This window comes from [Rhizobium] kunmingense, from assembly GCF_977018605.1.
Window position 1 is genome coordinate 3342683 of record NZ_CDRNXG010000001.1, and the last position, 23918, is coordinate 3366600.

25 protein-coding genes are annotated in these 23918 nt (G+C 62.2%); 13 read left to right on the forward strand and 12 right to left on the reverse strand.

The genetic code is table 11. From position 1 onward, the window contains the following. The first annotated feature begins 14 nt into the window (after positions 1-14). A complete protein-coding gene (locus AC0JZ4_RS16165) occupies positions 15-1382 on the forward strand; it encodes a cation:dicarboxylate symporter family transporter (RefSeq protein WP_471887362.1) in 1368 nt (455 codons plus the stop codon). A 201-nt stretch (positions 1383-1583) separates the two neighbouring features. Here AC0JZ4_RS16165 and AC0JZ4_RS16170 read toward each other — a convergent pair whose 3' ends face one another. Both AC0JZ4_RS16170 and AC0JZ4_RS16175 read right to left on the reverse strand, forming a co-directional pair. Continuing rightward, the gene (locus AC0JZ4_RS16170; RefSeq protein WP_471887363.1) at positions 1584-2387 is read right to left on the reverse strand and encodes a glycosyltransferase family 2 protein; all 804 of its coding nucleotides are present in this window, start codon (positions 2385-2387) and stop codon (positions 1584-1586) included. A 360-nt stretch (positions 2388-2747) separates the two neighbouring features. Beyond that, a complete protein-coding gene (locus tag AC0JZ4_RS16175; RefSeq protein WP_471887364.1) occupies positions 2748-3839 on the reverse strand; it encodes a glycerol dehydrogenase in 1092 nt (363 codons plus the stop codon). A gap of 330 nt (positions 3840-4169) precedes the next feature. Between AC0JZ4_RS16175 and AC0JZ4_RS16180 the strand changes: the two genes are divergently transcribed. Next, positions 4170-5618 carry a peptidoglycan L,D-endopeptidase MepK gene (locus AC0JZ4_RS16180; RefSeq protein WP_471887365.1) on the forward strand — a complete coding sequence of 483 codons (1449 nt, stop codon included), beginning with the start codon at positions 4170-4172 and terminating at the stop codon, positions 5616-5618. 828 nt (positions 5619-6446) lie between these two features. On the opposite strand, the gene AC0JZ4_RS16185 is transcribed toward AC0JZ4_RS16180, so the two are convergent. Continuing rightward, complete coding sequence (locus tag AC0JZ4_RS16185) at positions 6447-7091, reverse strand: outer membrane protein (protein ID WP_471887366.1); 645 nt, start codon at positions 7089-7091, stop codon at positions 6447-6449. 338 nt (positions 7092-7429) lie between these two features. Between AC0JZ4_RS16185 and AC0JZ4_RS16190 the strand changes: the two genes are divergently transcribed. From AC0JZ4_RS16190 to AC0JZ4_RS16205, 4 genes are all read left to right on the forward strand, one after another. Beyond that, positions 7430-8521 carry an acyltransferase family protein gene (locus tag AC0JZ4_RS16190; RefSeq protein ID WP_471887367.1) on the forward strand — a complete coding sequence of 364 codons (1092 nt, stop codon included), beginning with the start codon at positions 7430-7432 and terminating at the stop codon, positions 8519-8521. 85 nt (positions 8522-8606) lie between these two features. Next, complete coding sequence (locus AC0JZ4_RS16195) at positions 8607-8822, forward strand: hypothetical protein (RefSeq protein ID WP_471887368.1); 216 nt, start codon at positions 8607-8609, stop codon at positions 8820-8822. Positions 8823-8920: 98 nt separating this feature from the next. Next, on the forward strand, positions 8921-9922 hold the full coding sequence (locus tag AC0JZ4_RS16200; RefSeq protein WP_471887369.1) for a ketopantoate reductase family protein: 1002 nt from the start codon (positions 8921-8923) through the stop codon (positions 9920-9922). A 259-nt stretch (positions 9923-10181) separates the two neighbouring features. Beyond that, on the forward strand, positions 10182-10487 hold the full coding sequence (locus AC0JZ4_RS16205) for a DUF1883 domain-containing protein (protein ID WP_471887370.1): 306 nt from the start codon (positions 10182-10184) through the stop codon (positions 10485-10487). Between the two features lie 24 nt (positions 10488-10511). Here AC0JZ4_RS16205 and AC0JZ4_RS16210 read toward each other — a convergent pair whose 3' ends face one another. Both AC0JZ4_RS16210 and AC0JZ4_RS16215 read right to left on the reverse strand, forming a co-directional pair. Beyond that, on the reverse strand, positions 10512-11825 hold the full coding sequence (locus tag AC0JZ4_RS16210; protein WP_471887371.1) for a replication-associated recombination protein A: 1314 nt from the start codon (positions 11823-11825) through the stop codon (positions 10512-10514). Next, positions 11822-13246: a DegQ family serine endoprotease gene (locus AC0JZ4_RS16215; protein WP_471887372.1), complete on the reverse strand. Its 1425-nt coding sequence runs from the start codon at positions 13244-13246 to the stop codon at positions 11822-11824. The genes AC0JZ4_RS16210 and AC0JZ4_RS16215 overlap by 4 nt, the downstream gene beginning before the upstream one ends. A gap of 136 nt (positions 13247-13382) precedes the next feature. On the opposite strand from AC0JZ4_RS16215, the gene AC0JZ4_RS16220 reads away from it, so the two are divergent. From AC0JZ4_RS16220 to AC0JZ4_RS16240, 5 genes are all read left to right on the forward strand, one after another. Next, complete coding sequence (locus tag AC0JZ4_RS16220) at positions 13383-13775, forward strand: YkvA family protein (protein WP_471887915.1); 393 nt, start codon at positions 13383-13385, stop codon at positions 13773-13775. A gap of 86 nt (positions 13776-13861) precedes the next feature. Next, positions 13862-14197 carry a lysozyme inhibitor LprI family protein gene (locus tag AC0JZ4_RS16225; RefSeq protein WP_471887916.1) on the forward strand — a complete coding sequence of 112 codons (336 nt, stop codon included), beginning with the start codon at positions 13862-13864 and terminating at the stop codon, positions 14195-14197. 351 nt (positions 14198-14548) lie between these two features. Then, positions 14549-15475 (forward strand): bestrophin family protein, encoded by a 927-nt coding sequence (locus AC0JZ4_RS16230; RefSeq protein WP_471887373.1) that lies wholly within the window; start codon positions 14549-14551, stop codon positions 15473-15475. 97 nt (positions 15476-15572) lie between these two features. Then, positions 15573-15833 (forward strand): CopG family ribbon-helix-helix protein, encoded by a 261-nt coding sequence (locus AC0JZ4_RS16235; protein ID WP_471887374.1) that lies wholly within the window; start codon positions 15573-15575, stop codon positions 15831-15833. Further along, positions 15830-16138, forward strand: a complete 309-nt coding sequence (locus AC0JZ4_RS16240; protein ID WP_471887375.1) for a type II toxin-antitoxin system RelE/ParE family toxin — start codon at positions 15830-15832, stop codon at positions 16136-16138. The genes AC0JZ4_RS16235 and AC0JZ4_RS16240 overlap by 4 nt, the downstream gene beginning before the upstream one ends. 27 nt (positions 16139-16165) lie before the next feature. On the opposite strand, the gene ilvD is transcribed toward AC0JZ4_RS16240, so the two are convergent. Further along, positions 16166-18001: a dihydroxy-acid dehydratase gene (ilvD, locus tag AC0JZ4_RS16245; RefSeq protein ID WP_471887376.1), complete on the reverse strand. Its 1836-nt coding sequence runs from the start codon at positions 17999-18001 to the stop codon at positions 16166-16168. 194 nt (positions 18002-18195) lie between these two features. Further along, entirely contained in the window at positions 18196-18633 is a 438-nt protein-coding gene (locus AC0JZ4_RS16250; protein WP_471887377.1) for a DUF4112 domain-containing protein, read from the reverse strand. Positions 18634-18837: 204 nt separating this feature from the next. Here AC0JZ4_RS16250 and msrP point away from each other — a divergent pair, with 204 nt between their 5' ends. Both msrP and msrQ read left to right on the forward strand, forming a co-directional pair. Then, a complete protein-coding gene (gene msrP, locus AC0JZ4_RS16255; protein WP_471887378.1) occupies positions 18838-19782 on the forward strand; it encodes a protein-methionine-sulfoxide reductase catalytic subunit MsrP in 945 nt (314 codons plus the stop codon). 2 nt (positions 19783-19784) lie between these two features. Further along, entirely contained in the window at positions 19785-20438 is a 654-nt protein-coding gene (gene msrQ, locus AC0JZ4_RS16260) for a protein-methionine-sulfoxide reductase heme-binding subunit MsrQ (protein ID WP_471887379.1), read from the forward strand. Positions 20439-20481: 43 nt separating this feature from the next. Here msrQ and AC0JZ4_RS16265 read toward each other — a convergent pair whose 3' ends face one another. The 5 genes from AC0JZ4_RS16265 to rpsK all read right to left on the reverse strand — a co-directional run bounded on the left by AC0JZ4_RS16265 (position 20482) and on the right by rpsK (position 23851). Beyond that, positions 20482-20913, reverse strand: a complete 432-nt coding sequence (locus AC0JZ4_RS16265; RefSeq protein ID WP_471887380.1) for a DUF1801 domain-containing protein — start codon at positions 20911-20913, stop codon at positions 20482-20484. A gap of 138 nt (positions 20914-21051) precedes the next feature. Continuing rightward, positions 21052-21630 carry a DoxX family protein gene (locus AC0JZ4_RS16270; protein WP_471887381.1) on the reverse strand — a complete coding sequence of 193 codons (579 nt, stop codon included), beginning with the start codon at positions 21628-21630 and terminating at the stop codon, positions 21052-21054. Between the two features lie 170 nt (positions 21631-21800). Further along, a complete protein-coding gene (gene rplQ, locus AC0JZ4_RS16275; protein ID WP_471887382.1) occupies positions 21801-22226 on the reverse strand; it encodes a 50S ribosomal protein L17 in 426 nt (141 codons plus the stop codon). A 45-nt stretch (positions 22227-22271) separates the two neighbouring features. Continuing rightward, positions 22272-23282, reverse strand: coding sequence for a DNA-directed RNA polymerase subunit alpha (locus AC0JZ4_RS16280; RefSeq protein ID WP_471887383.1), 1011 nt, complete (start codon positions 23280-23282; stop codon positions 22272-22274). 179 nt (positions 23283-23461) lie between these two features. After that, positions 23462-23851 carry a 30S ribosomal protein S11 gene (gene rpsK, locus AC0JZ4_RS16285; protein WP_007766864.1) on the reverse strand — a complete coding sequence of 130 codons (390 nt, stop codon included), beginning with the start codon at positions 23849-23851 and terminating at the stop codon, positions 23462-23464. Positions 23852-23918 lie beyond the last annotated feature (67 nt).

The following is a 23918-nucleotide window of genomic DNA, read 5'->3' on the forward strand; positions in this document are numbered from 1 at the left end:
GCGGGAGGAGACCTATGAGTGACGTTTCGCATTCGCATGCCCAAACGGCATCGCCGAAACCGAAGAAGGCAATATGGCGCGGCCTCGGGTTCCAGGTCATCGTCGGCATGGTGCTCGGCATCATCGTCGGCCTGATCTGGCCCGAATTCGGCGCATCGCTGAAACTTCTCGGCGACATTTTTCTGCGCCTGATCAAGACTGCGGTCGCACCGCTCGTCTTCCTCACTGTGGTGGCGGGCATTGCCGCGGCCGGCGACTTCAAGCGCGTCGGCAAGGTCGGGCTGATCGCCACCGTGTATTTCGAGATCATCTCGACCATCGCCATCGTCTTCGGCCTGGCGGCGGCCTACATGTTCAATGTCGGTGTCGGCATGGGACAGACGACCGCTTCCGCGGGCGCCGCGAAGGGCGCCGCCGATGCGGCGCAGAAGGCGGCAGAATCGCATACGACGTTCAGCCAGTTCTTCCTCAACGTCTTCCCCGACAATTTCATGGGTGCCTTCGCGAGGGGCGAACTTCTGCAGGTGCTGGTGATCGCAATCATCTTTGGCGCAGCACTTCTGTCGCTCAAGCCGGCCAAACGCCAACCGATCGAAAACGGCCTGGCGACGATCTCGACCGCATTCTTCGAGTTCATCCACCTGATCATGAAGCTCGCACCGATCGGCACATTCGGAGCCGTCGCCTATGCGGTCGGCGCCAACGGCACCGACGTGCTGATCGCACTCGCCTGGCTGGTCGTCAGCTTCTATCTCACGATCCTGGCCTTCATCGCCATCGTGCTCGGTACCGTCTGCGCCATATTCAAGATCAACCTGATTGGCCTGCTGCGCTACATCAAGGACGAGATCATCGTCGTGCTGGGCACGGCCTCCTCAGAAAGCGTCCTGCCCAAGCTGCTCGAAAAGCTTCCCGGCTACGGCGCGTCGAAGCAGACCGTCGGCCTGGTCATGCCGACCGGTTATGCCTTCAACCTCGATGGCACATCCATCTACATGGGCATGGGCGTCGTCTTCCTCAGCCACGCCTACGGCATCAGCATGAGCTGGACCCAGCTCGGCACCCTGATGGCGATCATGCTGCTGACCTCGAAGGGTGCAGCGACCGTGTCGGGCGGCACGTTCGTCGTCTTCGCCGCCACCGTGACCGCATCGGGCTTCATCCCGGTCGAAGGCCTGGCCCTGCTGTTCGGCGTCTACCGCTTCATGTCGATGGCGGTCGCCTCCTGCAACGTCGTCGGCAATTGCGTCGCGACGATCGTCACCGCCAAGCTTTGCAATGAGTTCGACGGCGACATGGCGGCGCTGGCCAATCGCGATCCGAAGGCGGCCGAGGCGCGGATCACCACGGAATACGAGATGGCGAGCGCCCAGCCCGCCTGATCCCCAACCCCAGGACAGAGAACCCCACGACCTCTGCTGCGAGGTCGTGGGGTCTTTTTATCCGATCGATTTCGCATCCACCGCGAAAGCCGACCGCATGAACGGCCGCCCCTCTGCCGCTTGCCGCTGAGATGCCCCCTGCCCCTTCACGAGCAGGCGCAACCGTCATGCAGAACACGGGCGGCATGCGTCCCTTGGCACCTATTCGGCGCGATCCTCCTGCCAGATCCCCTTGTGCTCCTGGAACCACTGCCAGCAGGCGCGGTTGGCGGAGTGGCGGCCGTAGCCTTCGAGTTCGAAATCGAGAAGCGCGTCCTGGCCGGCGATGCGGCGTTCGTGGGAAATCGGGCTGTTGGCATTCATCCAGATGCCGACGCCGTTGGTCACCAGGCAACCCGACAACCAGATATCGTCGACAGTCCAGAGAATGTCCGGGATATCGTAGGCGAAGTCGGGGATGAAATCCGGACGCAGCATGGCGCCGGCATAGCCCTTGAATATATCGACATGGCCGGACGCGACGAATTTCGGCGGACGGTGAAGGCCGAGCGTGGCTGCTCGGGTGAGCCGATAGCGCCAGTCCTTCGTCCGGCGCACAGCAAGTGGGCGACGCGGGCAATGATGCCCTCCGACATGGCAACCGTCCTCGGCGATGACGCAATCGGGCTGCCGAGCGCGGGCAGCAGCGAAACGCGTGGTCCAATTGCGATCATAGATGCGGTCGTCGTCGCACAGAAGAAGCTCGACCTGCCTGCCGGCAAAATCCCGCACCGCCGGAAGCAGCTTTGTCGCCGGCCCCAGATCCTCCTCGACCCGCACAACCGTCACACCCGCAGGCACGTCCGGCAGCGTGCCATCCCAGTCGGGAAAACGGCGATAGGCCACCGGAATATGCAGCCTGATCTCGCTCGCCGGCAGGTTCTGCCGCAAGAGAGACTGGAGTGTCGGACCAAGATGCTTGAAGCGGGAGGGGATGGAAGACAGCGTTATGACGATGGGAAGCAAGCGGCACCAGGCAGTTGAAAGAGATGTCGCGGGCAAGCCGCATGCATTTCCGGAGGAATGACGGGGTGGTTCATAGGCGGGAAAAACGATCCGAATGAGGCGTCATCACGGCAGACCTCACGAATTTGTGTTCTATCCGCAATGCCGCGTAGCTAGCCATCCGCAGTGGCCGCGTCAACAGATGAACATAGTCGAAAAGACGCAAAAACCCTGTGTGAACAGTATTTTGGCCCGTATCATACGCCAACGGATCATCGATCAATCAGCGCCGCCGTATTTCCGCGCAACAAAAATCCGGCCCGCACGCAGACCGCGCAGGCCGGACAAGGTGTCGTTAGTAAAACAGTCCGGGACTATGCCTCAGACCACCTTCGCCAGTGCATCAACAGCAAGGATCGCGTCCGCCACTTCTTGCGCGGTAAAATCGCTCCGCAGGTTCTTCAGCGTGTCCTGGTCGCTGTTGGCGAGTTCGCCGACCTTGATCAGCTCCTCGCGCGTCACCCCTTCTAGATGCAGCTCGGCCAGCGTTACCGGCATCCTGATCGACCGGTAGAAGTCGATATAGCCGGCGATCTCGTCGTCCGGGCGCTGTTCGAGAATCATGTGGGCGAGCGTGCCATAAGCCACCTTCTCGCCATGGGTCAGGTGGTGGATATCGCCGGCAAGCGCGGTGAACCCGTTGTGGATCGCATGTGCCGCCGCCAGGCCGCCGTTCTCGAATCCGAGGCCGGAGAGAAGCGTCGCCGCCTCGACCACCGCTTCCACCGCCGGCGTCACCAGTTTCTGTTCCACCGCCTGATAGGCGCTGACGCCATAGGTCAGCAGCGTCTTTTCGCAGGCCTCGGCAATCGCCATGCCGGCGATTGTGGCAGATCCGCCGACCATCGTCTTGGAATTGGAGCGCTGCACCGCAAGCGCCTCGACATAGGTCGCCAGGCCATCGGCAATGCCGGAGGCGAAGAGACGCACCGGCGCCTGAGCGCAAACCCAGGTATCGACCAGAACCAGATCAGGGTTCTTGGCATAGAAGCGATACTGCTCGAACACGCCGTCATCGGTATAGATGACCGACAGCGCGCTACAGGGTGCATCGGTAGACGCAATCGTCGGCACGATGATCACCGGCTGCTTGAGCTCGTCGGCCACGGCCTTGACCGTATCCAGCGTCTTGCCGCCGCCGATGCCGACAACGAGCGTTGATCCGGCCTTCCTCGCCACCTCGACGAGCCGGGCGATCTCGTTGCCGGAAGCCTCGCCGCCAAAGCGCTCGCGGAAAGACTTCACCTTGCCGGCAACCGCCGTCTCGACTTTTTCTCCTATCAAGCCCCAGACGATGTCGTCGGCCACAAGCAGCGCATGGTCACCCATCGGCGCCAGGTAATCGCCCAGTTCGGCAATCACGCCGCTGCCCTGAACATAGCGGCCGGGGGAGGCAAAAATTCGCTTCGTCATCTTTGTCACTTCCAATTCATCAATGGATATAACTACCTAACGGATATCGGCCACTTCATCGCGAAGGCAAGTCTCACGGCAAGGACAAAACCGATGCCCAAGACACGCGTGATCGCAACCACAAGCGGGCCACCGCCCTAAACGATAGGATTTCTGCAACCGTTCTATGACGTGGATCAAATTCGAGGCGCCCGGCGCTGCGCCATCGCAATGGCCTCAACTCACGAAACCGTGTCATCCCGACACATGCAACCTTTCGTCAACCTCCTATTAGCAATTCATTGACCATAATGGGTGCTTGAACCGGGCAGATCGGCATTGATCGCCCGCATGTGTTTCCTGGGTCTGAGTGAGTTGTCCGTGTCCGAGTATCAGTCGAGTGGGTCTTTGCCGGGTGCATCTGGCACCGTTGCGGGCTTTGTCGCGGATGCGGCTTGCGCGCTTAGAAACATCGCCGCCAGATCGGCGAAAGCCTCGCGCACGCTGGCACTTGTCGCCGCAGCGCTGGTAGGATCGGCAGCTGTCGCGCAGGCGGAAACGCGCTCGCTGAAACTGCTCTTCACCCATACGGGCGAGCGGGCCGAAATCACCTTCAAGCGCAACGGCCGCTTCGACCAGAAGGGCCTGGCCCAGGCCAACCGCATACTGCGCGATTTCCGCCGCAATGAATCGACGCGCATGGACCCGCGACTGCTCGATCTCGTCTGGGAAGTCTACCAGCGCAGCGGCGCGACCGGCTATATCCATGTCGTCTCGGCCTATCGCTCGCCGGCCACCAACAGCATGCTGCGCGGTCGCTCGCGCAGCACTGGCGTCGCCAAGAAGAGCCAGCACATGCTCGGCAAGGCAATGGACTTCTTCATTCCCGGCGTGAAGATCTCGACGCTGCGCCAGATCGCCATGCAGGCGCAGGTCGGCGGCGTCGGATTCTATCCGACGTCCGGCTCTCCCTTCGTGCATCTGGATGTCGGCAGCGTGCGCGCCTGGCCGCGCATGTCGCGGCGCGAACTCGCCCGGGTCTTTCCCGACGGTCGCACCATGCACCTTCCGGCCGATGGCAAGCCGCTTCCCGGCTATGCGCAGGCGGTTGCCGATTACAAGCGCCGCGTCGGCTCCCAGTCGATCCAGCTCGCCAGCACCCTTGCCGATGACGACGATGACGATACGCCACGTTCGGCCAAGCGCGCCGGCAGCGGCATCCTGACCGCGATGCTGCCGACACCGAAAAGCCGCGCCATCGCAGCACTCGACGAGCAGACCAGCCCGCGTGCGGCCGCCGCCGCAGCGGCCGCAGAGGCCACGCCAAGCACCCGGCCGACCGGCCCATTTACCGATCTTGCAAGCCTGAGCGCTCCCATTCCGGCACTTCGCCCGGTCACCGCTCCCGCGGTCGACCCCATCCAGACCGCAGCCCTTACGCCTGCGCCGCTGCTTGCGCCGGTACCATCGCCGGCCCCGATCCCATCCCCTGCAGCACCGTCGCTTGCCGCAGCCTCCGCATTGCCGCGGCCCGCTCCCGGCCGCATCCTGAAAGCCCCCTCCGGCTCGATCGGCCTGCTGCGCATCACCCCGGACTATTCCGACGAGGAAGACGAGTTCGACAGCGAGGACACTCTCCTCTCCTGGGCGCTCTCCGCCCCCGGCACGAATGGCGGCATGACCGCACCGCTGCCCGTGCTGCGCGCGCTCTCGCCGGCCGAAAGCGGCATAGACGCCGCTCCACTGCCGGTCGCCGTCTCGCAGGAATTCGATTCCGACCGCTTCCAGTCGGGCGGCTGACGCCTCGAGCGTCTTTTCCAGGCTGAGCGGAGGCGGCCCCTGCCCCCACCTCGCCCACAAGGTGCGGTAACGCCGTCGGTGCGCGCCAGCCACCTTCCCCCGCCCGTGGGGAAAATCCGGCAGCGGCCGGATAAGGGGCAATTGCCTCCAAATCACACCCAATCTTTCGAAAATCTGCACGCCTCTTCAACGAAATCAATGCGTTGCGCGCAGTCTCATCCCCGTCATTCCAACCTGTGCCTATAATCGCCCCGTTCCGTCGCGGATACACCGGAAGGCGTTCCGGCGAGGCGGGGCCGGCGCTGGTGGTGGGGAGAGGACGTAAATCCCTGCCATCGGGGTCCGCGGAAAATGGTCTCCCTCCGGCGACACGGGGGAAGCGGGAACGGCGATGGTCATGTCGCCCGCTTCTGATGCCCGAACAGCGCGTCGGATGTGCCTGTGCGGCACACAGGGTGGCTTTGGGATGTGGTTTCGCCGGGCGTCATGCCCATCCGTGAAAGCGGAACACCCGGCGGCGGCGAAGTTTTGGTGCCGGCGGCCAGGTCGTGCCGTCGGCGCCGGCTCACGCCAGACGAACACCACGCCCAAGGCCAAGGCAGAGAGACCGGATCGCGGATAAAAACTGCCGAACGGGGTGCTGAGAGGTGCCACATAAAACCAACTTACGAGGCAGCTTTCAGCGCCCCGTCCGTTCGTTGAAAACTCTCGAGATCGCCAAGGGGGCAACATGTCCAGTCGACAGGCTGCCCGGATGCGCTGAGCGCAACGCAAAACGGCGGGGCACCGAAGGCACCCCGCCGCTTGAAGCATCGATCCGTGAGCGGATCAGAACCTGTAGTTCACGCCAGCCTTGATCGTGTGGTCGCCGATCGAGGATTCCGTGGTGCCGTCACCGGCGCGGAAGTTACGAACGTCGCTGGTGCGGGTGTAGTTGTATTCGACGCGACCCGACAGGTTGTCGGTGATCTTCTGCTCGACGCCAGCGCCGACCAGCCAGCCCGGCTTCCAGCCGTCCGGACCTTCGGTTGCGCCGTTGTCGCGCAGGCTGGTCATCGCTACACCGGCGGTGCCGTAAACGAGCGTGTTGCCGAGCGGTGCGCCGACCTTTGCCTTGGCGGCAACGCGGTAACGCTCCTTCAGCTGGCCGCGCGAAACGTCGACCTTGGCGTCGCCGAGATGCGACAGTTCGGCTTCGCCGCCAACGACGACGCCGTTCATTTCAGTGTTGTAGCCGGCGTGGATGCCGCCGGTGAATTCGCTGTCACCCGAGAACGGGTTGATGCTGTCGGACGCGGTGCCGGCATGCAGACCGACATAGGCGCCGCTCCAGTCCGAAGACGGGCCGATTGCCGGCTCGTTGTAGGACGGCGCTTCGTAGGCGTTGGTCAGATCTGCGGCAAAAACAGAGGTGGAAAGGGCGGTACCGGCAACAAAGGCGGCAAGCGCCACAGCAAAGGGCTTCATGGTCATGACAAGACTACTCCATACACAGCCTGCATCGGGGCGGATGAGCAGGCGACACATCCGGCTTCTAAACCGCGGCATCATGATGCGACCTGCCCTAACCCCACGGCCGCACCGGTGATCCCGCACCGATACCCTTTCTATTTTCACGAATTTATAAACACTCCATTAACCGAGCGAATTTCCGCGGCTGATTCATTTCGCACCGCATCACAAGACCGCGACCAGCCCGCCCTTCACGGGAAAACAACGGCGGAATTGACGGATGCGATGCGGCTCCGTACTGGACGAGAGCGGTTCAAGGCCCCACCTTGCCGCGATATTTCAGGGGATCGGACAGCACGATGACCAACGAAACGCCGCAACACGACCGCTTCGTCCTGCTCGACGGCCTGAGGGGCATCGCCGCGATCTTCATCATCCAGCGGCATGCCGAGGACCTTCTGGGAAAAGCGCTCGCTTCCAGCTATCTCGGCGTCGATCTGTTCTTCGGCCTCTCCGGCTTCGTGCTCGCGCATGCCTATGGCACGGCGCTGGCGCAACGGCGCATCTCGACGCGGCAGTTCATGACCGCGCGCTTCCTGCGACTTTACCCGCTCTATGCCATCGCCCTTGCCCTCGGCACCGGCTATTACATCCATATGTATTTTGCAGGCCTGCCGGTGATGGCCGACGAATATGTCGTGCCGAGCGAATTGCTCATCGCACTCGGCACCGGCCTGCTGTTCCTGCCCTCGCCGGTGACGATCTCCTTCAACGCGGCGCTGTTTCTCGTCCATCCGGCATGGTCGCTGTTCAACGAACTGGTCGTGAACCTCGCCTATGCCTGGCGCGGCGCGCGCGCCGGCGTGCGGCAGATTGCGATCGTGCTGGCGGTCAGCGCCGTTGTCCTGGTCATTGCGGCGCTGCATTTCGAGCGGCTGCATGCTGGCTTCCGCTGGCACGAAATGTATGCCGGCATGGCGCGCGTCTTCTTTTCCTTCTTCGCCGGGGTGCTGATCTATCGATACCGGCCAAGGGTCGCGAAGGTCCGGCCGCTGATGGCGCTCGCCTGCCTTGCCGTGCTCATCCTCGTGCTCGCCTTCCCGACGCCGAGAGACATGCGGTGGATCTTCGACCTCGTCGTCGTCTTCCTTGTCTGGCCGACGCTGCTCTATGTCTCCAGCGCCATCGTGCCGGGGCCGAAGACCTCCGCCGTCGCCACCTTCCTCGGCACGGCATCCTATGCGGTCTACGTTCTGCACACGCCGTTGCTCGACTGGGCGCATGTCATTCTTCCGGGCATCACCCAGCCGGATATCGCGCCCTATGCCGGCGCAATCCTGGTGGCGCTCGTCGTGCTTCTGTCCTGGTATCTGACCGTGCGGTTCGACCAGCCGCTTCAGGCAAGATTGAAAAGACGCAGGCAGGCGAAGCGGGCGGCGCGCGCTGCCTGAATTTTTTCTGAAAAAAACGGGAACCTTTTCTGCCTCTGCGAAATTGAAAGGATTCGACCGGAAGAAAGAGAGGAGAACAGCATCCATGCCGAACGAAGCACGCCAAGCCGTCACGCCGCCAGAAGACCACGTTCTCACCGTGCAGGAGGCGCTAGAGCCGCTCTTTCTGGCGCTGGAGGAAGAGGCTGAGGTCAAGATGATTGCCGCCGCCACGAAAGCCGGCTGGCCGTTGAAGGAGGCGATCGCCGCCATCGACGAGTTGCGACGCAACGAACTCCTGCCGCTCTACCGGCCGCATTGAGCCTTTAAACGGATCAAAGACAAAAACCGCTTCGCATCACCGTCGCCGCTCCCCTAGACTGTCGGATCATGACATCCGATTTGCATTGAGGAGCGGAGATGGCGATCAGGACGGTTTGTATCTATGGCGCGGGCGCACTCGGCGGGGCATTCGCCGCCAAGATCGCCCATATGCTTGGCGACGATGTCGAGGTTTCGGTCGTCGCCCGCGGCGCCCAGCTCGCCGCCATCCGCGAGAGCGGCCTTCGGGTCGTCTATGACGGCGACGCCTTCCCCGCAATCGAAGCCCGCGTCACCGCCACCGACGATCCCGCCACACTGCCGCCTCAGGATCTGGTGATCACCGGCATGAAAGGCCACCAGCTCGCCGCTGCCGCGGACGGGATAGCGGCGCTGATGAAGGACGACACGCGGGTGGTGATGATCCTCAACGGCATTCCGTGGTGGTATTTCCATCAGGACAAGGACAGCGCCTTTGCCGAGCGCCAGCTGCCGGAACTCGATCCGGACGGCAGCCTGTGGAACAAGGTCGGCGCCGGCCGCGTGATCGGCTGCGTCGCCTATCAGGGAGCTGAAGTCATCGAGCCCGGCCGTATTAAGCTCAATAGTAAGGGGCACTTCCACCTCGGCGAACCGAATGGCGACATGTCGACCGATCTGCGCGACATCGCAGACCTGCTGAAGCGCGCCGATCTCGACACCCGTCCGACGGCGCGTATCCGCGATGAGATCTGGGCAAAGCTCAGGGGCAATGCGGCCTTCAACCCGATCAGCGCGCTGACCCGCGCCCTGATGGTCGACCTCATGGCAAACCCTGCCCTTGCCGACATGGTGCGCAGGATCATGAACGAGGTGCAGGCCGTCGGAACGGCGCTCGGCTGCCGCTTCCAGCGCTCCGCCGACGAGCAGTTCGCAAGCGCCAGCGGCTTCGGCCCGGTCAAGACGTCGATGCTGCAGGATATGCTTGCCGGGCGCCCGTTCGAAATCGTGCCGCTCACCGGCATGGTCGTCTCACTCGGACGGCTCGCCGATGTGCCGACGCCGGTCTGTGAAACCGTGCTGACGCTCGCCGGCCAGCTGGACATCGAGAACCGGCGCTGAGACGGACGGAAGCGGGCAAAGAAAAACCTCGCCAGGGGACAGGGCGAGGTTTGAATTGGAGGTCTGTTTTATCGTTGTCGCGCAGCGCAGGGGACGAACACCGCACTCGTTGTTGCCGTCGACGTTGCAGACCTTGGGGCTGACCGGGGTACCGCTTCGTCGCTCGGATATACAACCCGCAAGCCGCCGCTTGGTTCCACCAATCCTTAACTGGCGGCGCTTATGATCACCGCAACAGATTAATTCCCACGGACCCGACATGAGCGCTCCAAGCTTCCGCTTCACCCATTACGACCTCAAGGGCCAACGCGCCGGTGCGGCGATCGAGGTCACCTTGAATGCGGTCAACAATGTCCGACTGATGAATGCGGTCAACTACCAGCGCTTTACCGAGCGGCTCGATTTCAAATATGTCGGCGGCGTCGCGCGCAAGTCGCCGGTGCGGCTGGTGGTGCCTGAAAACGGCCACTGGCACATCATCGTCGACATGGAAGGCCATCACGGCCTGGCGGAATCCTCGGTCAAGATGATCCCGGCTCCGGCACAGCAGAAACAGGCGTCCTGATCCCGTTTCCAATCCCGACAGGCGTCAGGCGTTGCGGTCCTTGCGCAGCTTCGACCACCAGTCGAGACGCTTTCTGATTTCCCGCTCGAAACCGCGTTCCGCAGGTTCGTAGAACGTATGGCGGCCCATCTTCTCGGGGAAATAATCCTGGCCCGAAAAGGCGTCCGGCTCGTCGTGATCGTAGCGATACCCGTCGTTATAGCCTTCCTGCTTCATCAGCTTGGTCGGCGCGTTGAGGATATGTTTTGGCGGCATGAGCGAGCCATATTGCCGGGCTGCCTGCGAAGCGGAAGCGAGAGCGATCTCGATCGCGTTGGATTTCGGCGCGGTGGCGATGTAGACGCAGGCCTGGGCGAACGCGAGTTCACCTTCCGGTGACCCCAGATAATCATAGGCATCCTTGGCGGCATTGGCGATGACCAGCGCCTGCGGATCGGCCAACCCGACATCCTCTATCGCCATGCGCACCAGCCGGCGGCCGATATAGAGCGGGTCCTCACCGGCATCGAACATGCGCGCGAGATAATAGAGCGCCGCATCCGGGTCCGATCCGCGCACGGATTTATGAAGGGCCGAGATGAGATTGTAGTGACCATCCTGCCCCTTGTCATAGACCGGCGCCCGGCGCTGGACGATCGCTCTCAAGGCAGACGGATCGAAGACCTCGCCCTGCCTTGCCGCACGCCAGACCTCCTCCGCAAGCGTCAGCACCGCACGACCGTCGCCATCGGCCATGCGGACAAGGGTCGCCCGCGCATCCTCATCGAGCGGCAGCGGCTTCTCCTCGACCTCTTCGGCGCGTTTCAGGAGTTCGCCCAGACTTGCCTCGTCATGCGAGCGGAAGGTCAGCACGCGGGCGCGGGACAAAAGAGCGGCGTTGAGTTCGAAACTCGGGTTTTCGGTCGTAGCGCCGACGAGAATGACGGTGCCATCCTCCATGACGGGCAGGAAACTGTCCTGCTGGGCGCGGTTGAAGCGGTGGATCTCGTCGACGAAAAGCAGCGTCTGGCGGCCGTCCATGCGGCGCATACGGGCCGTTTCGAAAACCTTCTTGAGGTCGGCGACGCCGGAAAAGATCGCCGAGATCTGCTCGAAGGCTAGCCCCGTCTCACCGGACAGAAGCCGCGCGATCGTCGTCTTGCCGGTCCCCGGCGGCCCCCAGAAGATCATCGAGCCGAGCGTGCCGGATGCGATCATCCGGCGCAAGGCCCCGTCCTCGCCCGTCAGATGCGGCTGGCCGGTAACCTCCGACAGAGATTTCGGCCGCAGCCGGTCGGCCAGCGGTCTCCGGCCGGCGACATCCTCAGGGATACGGGAACCGAACAGGTCGTTGCTCATCGGAAGAATTGCCGGATACGCTGGCCCTTGCGCTCGATCTCGACGCGCCAGAGGCTCGGATCTTCATCGACCATGGCCTCCAGCGACTGCGTCGTGCCGACCGGCGCTCCATTGATGGACACGATGATGTCGTTGGCCTGGAAGCCGAGACGCGCCGAGGGCGAACCGCGCGACACATCGGTGACGATGACGCCGGTCTTTTCGGCCGGTACGCGCAGTTCCGTCGCAAGCCGGGGGGAGAGATTGGCGATGCGCAGGCCGGCAAAGGGATTACGGCCCTCGATCAGCCGTTCGTCGCGCGGCGTGGTTTCCGGCGCGCTGTTGAGCGCCAATGTCACCTGCCGTTGACCATCGGTATCCTGCACCGTCAGGTCGGCCTGCTTGCCGAGGCCGGCGACGGTCAGGCGATAGCCAAGCGCGTCGGGATGTTCGACCGGGATGCCGTTGACGGCGGTGATGACCTCGCCGGGCTTTAGCCCCGCTTCGTCGGCCGGGCCGCCTTCGACGGTGCGGACCACCAGCGCGCCGCGGGCGGCTTTCAGGCCGATCGCTTCGGCGACATCGGAGGTGACGGCATCGAAGGTTGCACCGACGAAGGGGCGCTCAAAGGTCGACTTGCCTTCTTCGGCCGCGGCGAGAAACGCCTTTACCAGATTGGCGGGGATGGCGAAGCCGACACCGTTGGAGCCGCCGCCGCGCGAGAAGATCGCGGTGTTGATGCCGATCAGCTCGCCGTTCATGTTCATCAGCGCGCCGCCGGAATTGCCGGGGTTGATCGAGGCGTCGGTCTGGATGAAGAAGCCGAAATCGCCGTTCGACACCTGGTTACGGGCTAGCGCCGAGACGATGCCGCTCGTCACCGTCTGGCCGACGCCGAACGGGTTGCCGATGGCGAGAACCAGATCGCCGACTTCGGTGCGGTCGGAATCGCCGACGGGAAGTGCTGGAAAGGTTTCGCCGCTCTTGATGCGCAGCACCGCGAGATCCATGCTCTCATCCTTCAACACCAGCTCGCAGGGGAATTCCCGGCCATCTGCCAGCGCGATCTTGATATCGTCAGCGCCGTTGATGACGTGGTTGTTGGTGACGACCAGACCATTCGCCGAAAGAATGACGCCGGAACCGAGCGACGACTGCCGTTCCGAGCGGTTGGGCATGCGCTGGCCGAAGAACTGGTCGAAAAAGGGATCGCCGGTATAAAGCCCGCGCCGCTCGACAAGGCGCTCGGCATAGACATTGACGACGGCACCGGCCGTCTGCTTGACCAGCGGCGCGAAGGACAGCTGCATTTCCTGACGGCTCTGCGGCACCGTTCGGGCATCCTGCGCAAGGGCTGCCACCGGCGCGGGACATGCCAGCGACAGGGCAAGGAATGAAACCGACAGGTTCCTGAGCAGGGTTTGCCGTTTAAGCAGGGGCATGTGATTCCTCATGTGCGAATTCCGAAGCGAGTTTTAGCGCCGCAGGCGCGAAAAGAAAGATGGTCCGGACCAGACGACGGGACCAGAAAAAGGCTCTACCCGTTCGTTCATGGTAGGATGAAGTGCATATGGGAATATCAAGATGCTGAACAAGGCGAAAGCAAGGGCGACACGGTGGGCGAAGGCATTGAAGCGCGATGTGGTTGCGCTGTGGCTTGCCGCGCGTGATCCGCGCGTGCCGGTGGCGGCCAAGCTGGTCGCGGGGACGGTGGCCGCCTATGCGCTTTCGCCGATCGACCTGATCCCGGATTTCATTCCCGTGCTCGGCTATCTCGACGATCTGCTGCTGGTGCCGCTCGGCATTCTGCTGGCCATCCGGCTGGTGCCGGAAGCGCTGATGGCGGAATTTAGAACTCGGGCGGAGCAGCGCTCGGGACGCCCGGTCAGCCGCGCGGGGCTGGCCGCCATCCTTGCCATCTGGCTCGTCTGCATCATCTTCCTCGGCTGGAGCCTGAAGGATTACTTCTGAGCTTCGCGACGGCATCAGGAGTTAACGCCATGACATCGAGATTTTTCACCACGCCAACCGCCTCGGCACCGACTGCTGTGGCCGTCATGCCCGTCATGGCCCTCATGCTCGTCACGGCTTTCATGGCGACACCGGCAAAGTCCGCCAGCTTCGACTGCGAGCGGAGCGACCTTGCCGCAGACGAAAAGGTAATCTGCGAGACACGCGCACTCAACGATGCCGATGTGAAGATGGTGACGACCTTCGACATCCTGACCAGCCTGCTGGCCATGGGCAACCGCGACACGTTGCGCGACGAACAGAGCGAATGGCTGAAGAAGCGCCAGGCCTGTGCGGCCGATGTGGCATGCCTGACCGGGGCTTACGACGAGCGTATGAAGGCATTGGGGCAAGCGTTCGAGGGCTTGAGCCGGCCATTGTGAGGGGAGAATGCGACCTCAGCAGTGGCTGCGCTCCACACCGCAAACCGGTGGCACGACATATGACGAGATGTCTCTCCCACCCTCGCCATAGGAGACTGGCTTAAACAAGCCGCAGCGCTGTCCATGATCTGGCGCAAGCAAGGCCCCACCTGTTCTGCGGCTTTCCGCCGCATGGCCAACTTGCCCCATGCGAGCGGCCGGACGATCGATTAGGCTCGCGCCGTTACCGACCGTAGACGAGTCCCCGAAGGAGATGCGGGAGCAAGGGTGTCTTTGAGCGGCCGGTGACCGGGTCCGGCCCGTGACCGGAAATATATCTCCCCTCAGTCATTTTCTCCCGGCAGTCCAGCCATGATCATTCGTGAACGCCCTACCCTGTGGCAACTCTTCTTCATTCTCCGCGGCTCCGTTCTCATCCGCATCTTTCCGCAGATCCTCGTCGTCATGGGGATTTCCTCCTTCATCGTGCTCGGCCATCGTGAAATCCCGCAACTGGTGCCGGCTGTGGCCGGTGCGCCGTTTGCGTTGATCGGCATCGCACTGTCTATCTTCCTCTCCTTCCGCAACAGCGCCTGCTACGAGCGCTGGTGGGAGGCGCGCAAATTGTGGGGCGAATTGCTGGCCGTGAGCCGCCACATGGCGCGCCAGACCGAACTGTTCGAAGCGCGCAGCGACAGCGCGAAGGCGGCACGTCGGCGCATCCTGATGCTGACGGCGGCGATGGCCGACGAGACGGTGAAACTGTTGCGCGGCGGAGACTGTCCGAACGACAGTACAAGGCGGCTTCTCGCGCCGGAGATCGCGACGGCCGTGAAGGCTTCACGCCATCCGCCGAACGAGATCATCAACCGGATCGGCCGCGAGCTTGTCGGCCTGATAAACGACAAACTGCTCAGCGATATCGAATTCACCCTTCTCGACCGGACGCTGACGCGGCTTTCCGATGCGCTGGCGGCTTGCGAGCGGCTGCGCAACACGCCGGTGCCGTTCGGCTATACGCTGCTCATCCACCGCACGGCGCATCTCTTCTGCTTCATGGTGCCGTTCGGCTTTGCCGACGTTCTGGGACTGGCGACACCGCTTGCCGCCGGCCTCGTCGCCTATACGTTCTTCGGGCTGGATGCGCTCGGCGACGAACTGGAGGAGCCGTTCGGAACCATGCCGAACGACCTGCCGATCGCCGCCATCGCCACCGTCATCGAAATCGAGACGCGCGAGATGCTGGGCGATACCGACCTGCCGGAGATGCCCAAGCCGGTGGATTATGTGCTGATGTGAGGTCTGAACCTACCGTCCCCGCGCCTATCGCGGCACCGATGGCGCGGCAATAGAAACGGTGCTAGGCTTCGTGTGGATCATTCAAGGGGTTTAACCCATGTCTTCGAGAACGATGCTGACCATCGAGATCAGCGAGAGTACCCGAATTGGCCTTGATCGTCTGGCGAAGAGATCGGAAGAGGATAAGTCACGGATCGCGGCCGACGCCGTCACCCGCTATGTGGAACGCGAGATCGACACCGTCCGCGGCATAGAGGCCGGCCTTGCCGATCTGAACCACGGGCGGGTCGTAGCCCATGACGAGGCAATGGACGAGATTGCCGCGCTGATCGAGGCTGCACGGGCCAGAAAGGCGTGAGAGCCAAGCTTCAATGGTCGAGAGACGCATTGGAGGACTTCAAAACGCTGGTCGCCTATATCGCGGAACGAAATCCGGACGCGGCCCAGACGGTGTCACGCCGCGTGGATGATTGCGCGCAGAAGCTCACAATCCACTCATCAGGCCGACCGGGTCGAGTAGATGGGACATTCGAGAAGCCCGTTCAGGGACTTCCCTATATCATTGCCTATGCGATCTCATCGGATGGAGAGGGTACGACAACAACCGTGCTCCGGCTGATCCACATGTCCCGTGACTGGAAGAGTGGGCGCTGGCCGGAGTAGCGAAGCTCCGGCCAATCCCTGCCCCGCCTATTCCGGCAGAATGCGGACCGCGCCCTTGTCGGCCGATGCGGCGAAGGCCGCGTAGGCTTTCAGCGCCGTCGTGACATTGCGCTTGCGGGGTGCCGCCGGCTTCCAGCCGAGGGCTTCCTGCTCGTGGCGGCGGGCGGCGAGTTCGGCGTCGGTCACCTTGAGATTGATCGTGCGGTTGGGAATGTCGATCTCGATCAGGTCGCCTTCCTGGACGAGGCCGATGGCGCCGCCCTGGGCTGCTTCCGGCGAGGCATGGCCGATCGACAGGCCAGACGTGCCGCCGGAAAAGCGGCCGTCGGTGATAAGCGCGCAAGCCTTGCCGAGGCCCTTCGACTTCAAATAGCTGGTCGGATAGAGCATTTCCTGCATGCCCGGACCGCCCTTCGGACCTTCATAGCGGATGACGACGACATCGCCGGCCTTGACCTCGTTGGAGAGGATCGCCTTGACCGAGGCATCCTGGCTTTCGAAGACGCGGGCGGGGCCTGAAAATTTCAGGATCGATTCATCGACGCCTGCGGTCTTCACGATGCAGCCGTCGAGCGCGATGTTGCCGTAGAGAACGGCCAGACCGCCATCCTTGGAGAACGGCTTCTCGACGGAGCGGATGACGCCCTTTTCACTGTCGGTATCCAGATCATCCCAGCGCGAGGACTGGGAGAAGGCAACCTGGGTCGGCACGCCGCCGGGGGCTGCCTTGAAGAAGGTGCGGACGGTCTCGGAATTGGTGCGGGTGATATCCCAGCGGTCGATGGCGTCCCCCAGGGTCGGCTCGTGGACCGTGACGCAATCGCGATGGATCAGGCCGCCGCGTTCGAGTTCGCCCAGAATGCGCATGATGCCGCCGGCACGGTGGACGTCTTCCATGTGGACATCCTGCTTGGCGGGCGCGACCTTCGACAGGCAAGGCACCTTGCGCGACAGGCGATCGATATCCTCCATGCCGAAATCGATACCGCCTTCATAGGCTGCGGCGAGGATGTGGAGAACCGTGTTGGTGGAGCCGCCCATGGCGATGTCGAGCGACATGGCGTTTTCGAACGCCTGCTTGGTGGCGATGTTGCGCGGCAGGACGGTTTCGTCTTCCTGCTCGTAATAGCGGCGGGCCAGATCGACGATCAGGTGACCGGCCTCGACGAAGAGGCGCCTGCGGTCCGAATGGGTGGCGAGCGTCGAACCGTTGCCGGGCAGCGACAGGCCGAGCGCTTCGGTCAGGCAGTTCATCGAGTTGGCGGTGAACATGCCGGAGCAAGAGCCGCAGGTGGGACAGGCCGAGCGCTCGATCGTCGCGACTTCCTCGTCCGTATAGCTTTCGTCGGCGGCAGCGACCATGGCATCGACCAGATCGAGGGCGACGGTCTTGCCGTGGACGGTGGCCTTGCCGGCTTCCATCGGGCCGCCGGAAACGAAGACGGCCGGGATGTTGAGGCGCATGGCGGCGTTGAGCATGCCGGGCGTGATCTTGTCGCAGTTCGAAATGCAGACCATGGCGTCGGCGCAGTGGGCGTTGACCATGTACTCGACCGAGTCGGCGATGATCTCACGCGAGGGCAGCGAATAGAGCATGCCGTCATGACCCATGGCGATGCCGTCATCGACGGCGATCGTGTTGAATTCCTTGGCGACGCCGCCGGCCGCTTCGATTTCGCGGGCAACCAGCTGGCCGAGATCCTTCAGGTGCACGTGGCCGGGCACGAACTGGGTGAAAGAGTTGACCACCGCGATGATCGGCTTGCCGAAATCGCCGTCTTTCATGCCGGTAGCGCGCCAGAGGCCGCGCGCGCCCGCCATGTTGCGGCCGTGGGTGGAGGTTCTCGAACGATAGACAGGCATGGGGTATTCCTCGCTCACACATTTTTGCCCGGCATTCTATCCGTTTCGGGAGAGACGCGCAAAAGGGCCATTTTGGATGACGTGATTAGCGCAAGAGAAAACGGCTGTCACTGCCGGTTGGCGCAAAAACAGTACGGTACGGTACGGTTCGCATTTGGCAGCATGCCGGTGGCCGCTGACATACGAGTATGCTTCTAGCGCTCGGTGCCTCCGCGCCCTGCCCGCAGCTCATCCGCCCGCACGTCGAAATGCGCCAGGATGATATCGAGATTTCTGCGGTGGGATTTGAAGAAGAGGTCGAAGAGATCGCCGGCGACGGGCACGCTGCCGACAACGCCATCGATGGCGAGGTTGCCGATCATCTGGGCGAGCTTCTGTGACGGCACGCCCATGCGGCGTGCCTCGTTGACGATATAAAGGCCGACGAGCACGCCACCGGCATCGCCGACGACTGGGATCATGCCGAAGACCGAATCAGCGCCGAAGCGGATGCCCGTGCCGGGAATGCGAATGGCGGTATCCATCAGGCGCGCGAGGCCGGACAGCCGGCGCAGGCGCCGAAGCTTCTCGACGTGATCGAGATCACCCTTGATGAAACGCCCGCTTGCGGCATCCCAGGTCTTCGTCGCCATTCATCTTCCTCCATCGGCTGCGGCGGCAATCTGAACTATAAATGAGGATTGCGGCCTCGCGTTCCAAGAGGATGGCGGTGAGCCCGTGTTTTATCTGTCACGCAAACGTGGTTTTGGGAAAATTTGCCGGGCTGTGAAACCGCCGCAATCGGGATTACGTATAGGGAATAACAGAAGAGTTATCGCACCCTGGGAGATAACGCCATGGCAGCCTATCGTCCGCCGCATATCGCAGCTTCCGAAATCACGCCGAAAGGCATCTATCTGTCACGCCGGCATTTCATCGGCGGCGCGGCTGCGGCCGGCCTGGGATTGAGTGCCGGTGGCGACGCCCTTGCGGCGGCGCTGCAGACGGTGCCGGGGCCCTTTACGCTCGACGAAAAGCTGACACCGAAAGAAGCGATCACCAGCTACAACAATTTTTATGAATTCGGCGTGGGCAAGGAAGACCCGTCGCAAAATTCCGGGGCCTTCAAGCCGACGCCGTGGTCGGTGAAAGTGGAAGGGCTGGTCGGCAAGCCGAAGGAATTCGGGCTGGACGAGATCATGAAGATGAAGCTTGAGGAGCGCACCTACCGGATGCGCTGCGTCGAGGGCTGGTCGATGGTCATCCCCTGGGTCGGCTTTCCGCTGTCGGCCATTCTCGATCAGGTCGATCCGCTCGGCAGTGCCAAATATGTGGCGTTCGAAACGGTCGTCAGGCCTGAGGAAATGCCGGGGCAAGGCGGGCTGTTCCAGGCCCTTCCCTGGCCCTATGTCGAGGGACTGCGGATGGACGAGGCGCGGCACCCGCTGACGATCCTCGCCGTCGGGCTTTACGGCGAGACCTTGCCGAACCAGAACGGCGCGCCGATCCGGCTCGTCGTGCCCTGGAAATACGGGTTCAAGGGCATCAAGTCGATCGTCAGGATCAGGCTCGTGGAAGAACAGCCCGAGACGACCTGGAAGAATTCCAATGCGCGCGAATACGGCTTCTATTCCAACGTCAACCCGGCGGTCGATCATCCGCGCTGGAGCCAGGCGACGGAGCAGCGGATCGGTGAAGGCGGGTTCTTCGGCAACAAGCGTGTCGATACGCTGCCGTTCAACGGATATGCGGATGAAGTGGCGAGCCTGTATGCCGGGATGGATCTGAAGAAGAATTACTGAATATGGCCGCGCTCTCCAGCATCATCCCTGCCCTGCCCCGCAAATACCACGCGGCGAGCATCTGGGCGCTCTATGCAGTCGGTCTCTGTCCGGCGGCCTGGTATTTCTATCAGGCGGCGACCGGCGGACTGGGCTTCAATCCGGTCAAGACATTCGAACATCTTCTCGGCATCTGGGCGCTGCGGCTGATCATCGCGACACTTCTGATCACGCCCCTGCGCGATCTTGTCGGCATCAACTGGGTGCGCTACCGGCGGGCGCTGGGCCTGCTCGCCTTCTATTACGTGGCGATGCATTTTTCCGTCTACCTGCTGCTCGACCTGCAACTGAATTTTTCAGCGGTCGGCGGTGATATCGCAAGGCGGCCCTATATCACCATCGGTTTTGCCGCACTTCTCTCCCTCATTCCGCTAGCGGTGACCTCAAACAACTGGTCGATCCGCAAGATGGGCCAAGGGTGGATCAGGCTGCACAAGCTGGTCTATCTGATCGCGATTGCAGGCGCGCTGCATTATGTGCTCGCGGTCAAATCGGTTACGGCGGGGCCGTTCATCCATGTGGCGCTGATCGCACTTCTGCTCGTCTACCGACTGTTCCGCCGCCCGATATTGAACTGGAAGCGCGCGCGACGCCAGAACGTGGCCGCCGCCCGCTGACGTGACTGGAGGTCGAGGCCGGCAAGTGCATCCAAGCGCCGCGCTACAGTCTTTCGCCGGGCAGAAGGCTTGCCTGCCTGATCCAGCTTGCCAGGATCCGCTCATTCCAACCGTCGTTTTCATGAATGTGGAAATAGCGCGTCTGCGCCATTTTCGAGCTTTGCGGCGGAAGCGGATCGAGCGAGGCGCCGCGGAAGAAGGTGAGCTTGATGTAGCGGTTGAAACAGTGGATGCCGAGGAACCATCCCTGCCCTTCGATGCCGTAAAGCGGTGAATTCCACTTCACCGCCTTGTCAACGGCCGGAACGGTTCGTTCGATCAGAGCATCGAGCTTTCGGCCGATCTCGCTTTTCCAGCCGGGCATGGCAGCGATATAGGCCTGTACCGGCGCGTTGCCGTAGCCCTTGGGGATTTGCGGATTGCCGCCGGACAGAAGCCTGGGGCCGGAGCCGTCCTTCGAGGTCATCTCGCTCATACGTCCTCCCTTGCACCCTGCCCAAGTGGATCATAATCGCGTCTGCGGGCTCGTCCACCCCTCACCAAGGAACGAGCGGGACACGACAAGGCCGGATCACCACGACCCGGCCTTTCGTTGATAGTGCCTCGCCACCCGTCAGAACTGCTTCCTGAACAGAAGCCGGTCAAGCGACAGATAGCCGCCGCCAAAAGCGGCGAACAGGAAGGCACCCCCTGTCCAGAACAGCGAATCCTGAAATGCCTTTTCCTGAACCTGATGCAGGAAGGCCGTGCCGCCATCCGCCAGACGGGTCACGCCGTTGGCGGTGAAGACCTCGCTGCCGGCCTTCAGCGCATCTATGCCCTGCTGGGTCAGGAAGGACGCGCCGTAAGGATGGGAGACATGGAACCAGAGCGTGATGGCCAGCATCACGCCGCTGGCAAGTGCCGCCGGACGGGTGAAAAGCCCAAGCGCCAGGAGCAGGCCGCCGACCACCTGCAGGACCGCCAGGGCCGGCGACCAGAGCCAGCCCGGATAGAAACCGAGACTTTCGACAAAGCCGACCTGCGCCAGCGGCGCCATCAGCTTCGGCCAGCCCTCGACCATCAGCATGCCGCCGATGGCAATGCGGAAAACTCCCCAGGCCATGGGCTGGGCGAACTTCTCGTAAAAGCCGCCGAGTTGCGGGATGAGCAAACGATCCCGCTCGTTTTCAAATATCGGAGAATATGCCATATCGCCCTCTTAAATCGATTGAATGATTTAATCCGACGCTACACCCGACATGGTTTCGATCATTGATCACGATCAAGCGGTGCCCGCGAAGGGGGCGGCACGTTACGGCATAGAAAAAGGCCGGGCGTTTCCACCCGGCCTCTTCGAAAGTCAACGATCAAAGATCTAAATCAAGCGGCTTCAGCAGCTTCTGCTTCTGCAGCAACGCGGGCCTTGTCGGCCTTGCCCTTGGCGTCGACGTCGCGTTCAACGAACTCGATGACGGCCATAGGAGCGTTGTCGCCCTGGCGGTAGCCGGCCTTCATGATACGCAGGTAGCCGCCGTTGCGGGTGGCATAACGCGTAGCAATGACGTCGAACAGCTTGCGGACGGCGTCCTGGTCCTGAACCTGCGAAACTGCCTGACGGCGAGCGTGCAGATCGCCGCGCTTGCCGAGAGTGACGAGCTTTTCGACGATCGGGCGAATTTCCTTCGCCTTCGGCAGGGTGGTGACGATCTGCTCATGGGTGATGAGCGATGCAGCCATGTTGGTGAACATAGCCTTGCGGTGGCTTGCGGTGCGATTAAGCTTGCGGCCGGATTTTCCGTGGCGCATGTCTGGTCTCCTTCACTTGCAGGCATCCGCCTGCAGTCTGATTAATTAGTACTGGTCTTCGTAACGCTTAGCGAGATCTTCGATGTTTTCCGGCGGCCAGGCAGGAACTTCCATACCAAGATGGAGGCCCATGGATGCCAGAACTTCCTTGATCTCGTTCAGCGACTTGCGACCAAAGTTAGGAGTACGGAGCATTTCCGCCTCGGTCTTCTGGATGAGGTCGCCGATATAAACGATGTTGTCGTTCTTCAGGCAGTTGGCCGAACGGACGGAAAGTTCCAGTTCGTCAACCTTCTTGAGGAGTGCCGGGTTGAACGCAAGTTCAGTGACGGACTCTTCTTCCTGTTCCTTCTGCGGCTCGTCGAAGTTGACGAAGACCGACAGCTGGTCCTGAAGAATGCGGGCGGCGAAGGCTACGGCGTCTTCACCCGTGACCGAGCCATCGGTTTCGATGGTCATGGTCAGCTTGTCGTAGTCGAGAACCTGGCCTTCGCGGGTGTTTTCCACCTTGTAGGACACTTTCTTGACCGGCGAGTAGAGGCTGTCGACCGGAATGAGACCGATCGGGGCATCCTCTGCACGGTTACGCTCGGCCGGGACATAGCCCTTGCCGTTGTTGACCGTGAATTCCATGCGGATCTCAGCGCCGTCATCGAGCGTGCAGATCACGTGGTCGGGGTTGAGGATCTCGATATCGCCAACCGTCTGGATGTCTCCGGCGGTGACAGAGCCGGGACCCTGCTTGCGCACGACCATGCGCTTCGGATCATCGCCGTCCATCTTGATGGCGATTTCCTTGATGTTGAGCACGATGTCCGTCACATCTTCCCGGACGCCCGGGATGGAGGAGAACTCGTGCAGGACGCCGTCGATCTGGACAGCCGTTACGGCTGCACCGCGGAGCGACGACAGAAGCACGCGACGCAGCGCGTTGCCGAGCGTCAGGCCGAAGCCGCGCTCAAGAGGTTCGGCAACAAGCGTTACCTTGGTACGACCGGACGAGGTGAAATCCACCTTGTTCGGCTTAATCAGTTCCTGCCAGTTCTTCTGGATCATGACCTACTAACCTTCCGTTCGTTGCCACCATCCAATCGTGGCAACCGAGCACGAGGAACACCGGAAATATTACCCTTCCGGCGATACGGTGAAAGCCGCCTCGCAACTTTCAAGAGGCGAAGCGGCTATTCCCCGAGTTCAGATGGTGCGCGCCTGAAAAGCGAGCCCCAATACGTCCATTAGACGCGGCGCTTCTTGCGCGGACGGCAGCCGTTGTGCGGGATCGGCGTAACGTCACGGATCGAAGTGATCATGAAGCCGGCAGCCTGGAGGGCGCGAAGTGCAGATTCACGACCCGAACCCGGACCGCAAACTTCGACTTCGAGCGACTTCATGCCGTGCTCCTGAGCCTTCTTGGCGCAGTCTTCAGCGGCGATCTGGGCGGCAAACGGGGTCGACTTACGCGAACCCTTGAAGCCCTTTGCACCGGCAGACGACCAGGCAATAGCATTGCCCTGCGCGTCGGTGATGGTGATCATGGTGTTGTTGAAGGTAGAATTTACGTGGGCTACGCCCGACGTGATATTCTTGCGTTCGCGCCGGCGAACGCGGGTGGCTTCCTTGGCCATTTTATCCCTTTCGTTGATCTCTGCACCGCCGTAGTTCCAGCGGCTCCACCTGAATAGGCGTTAGCCA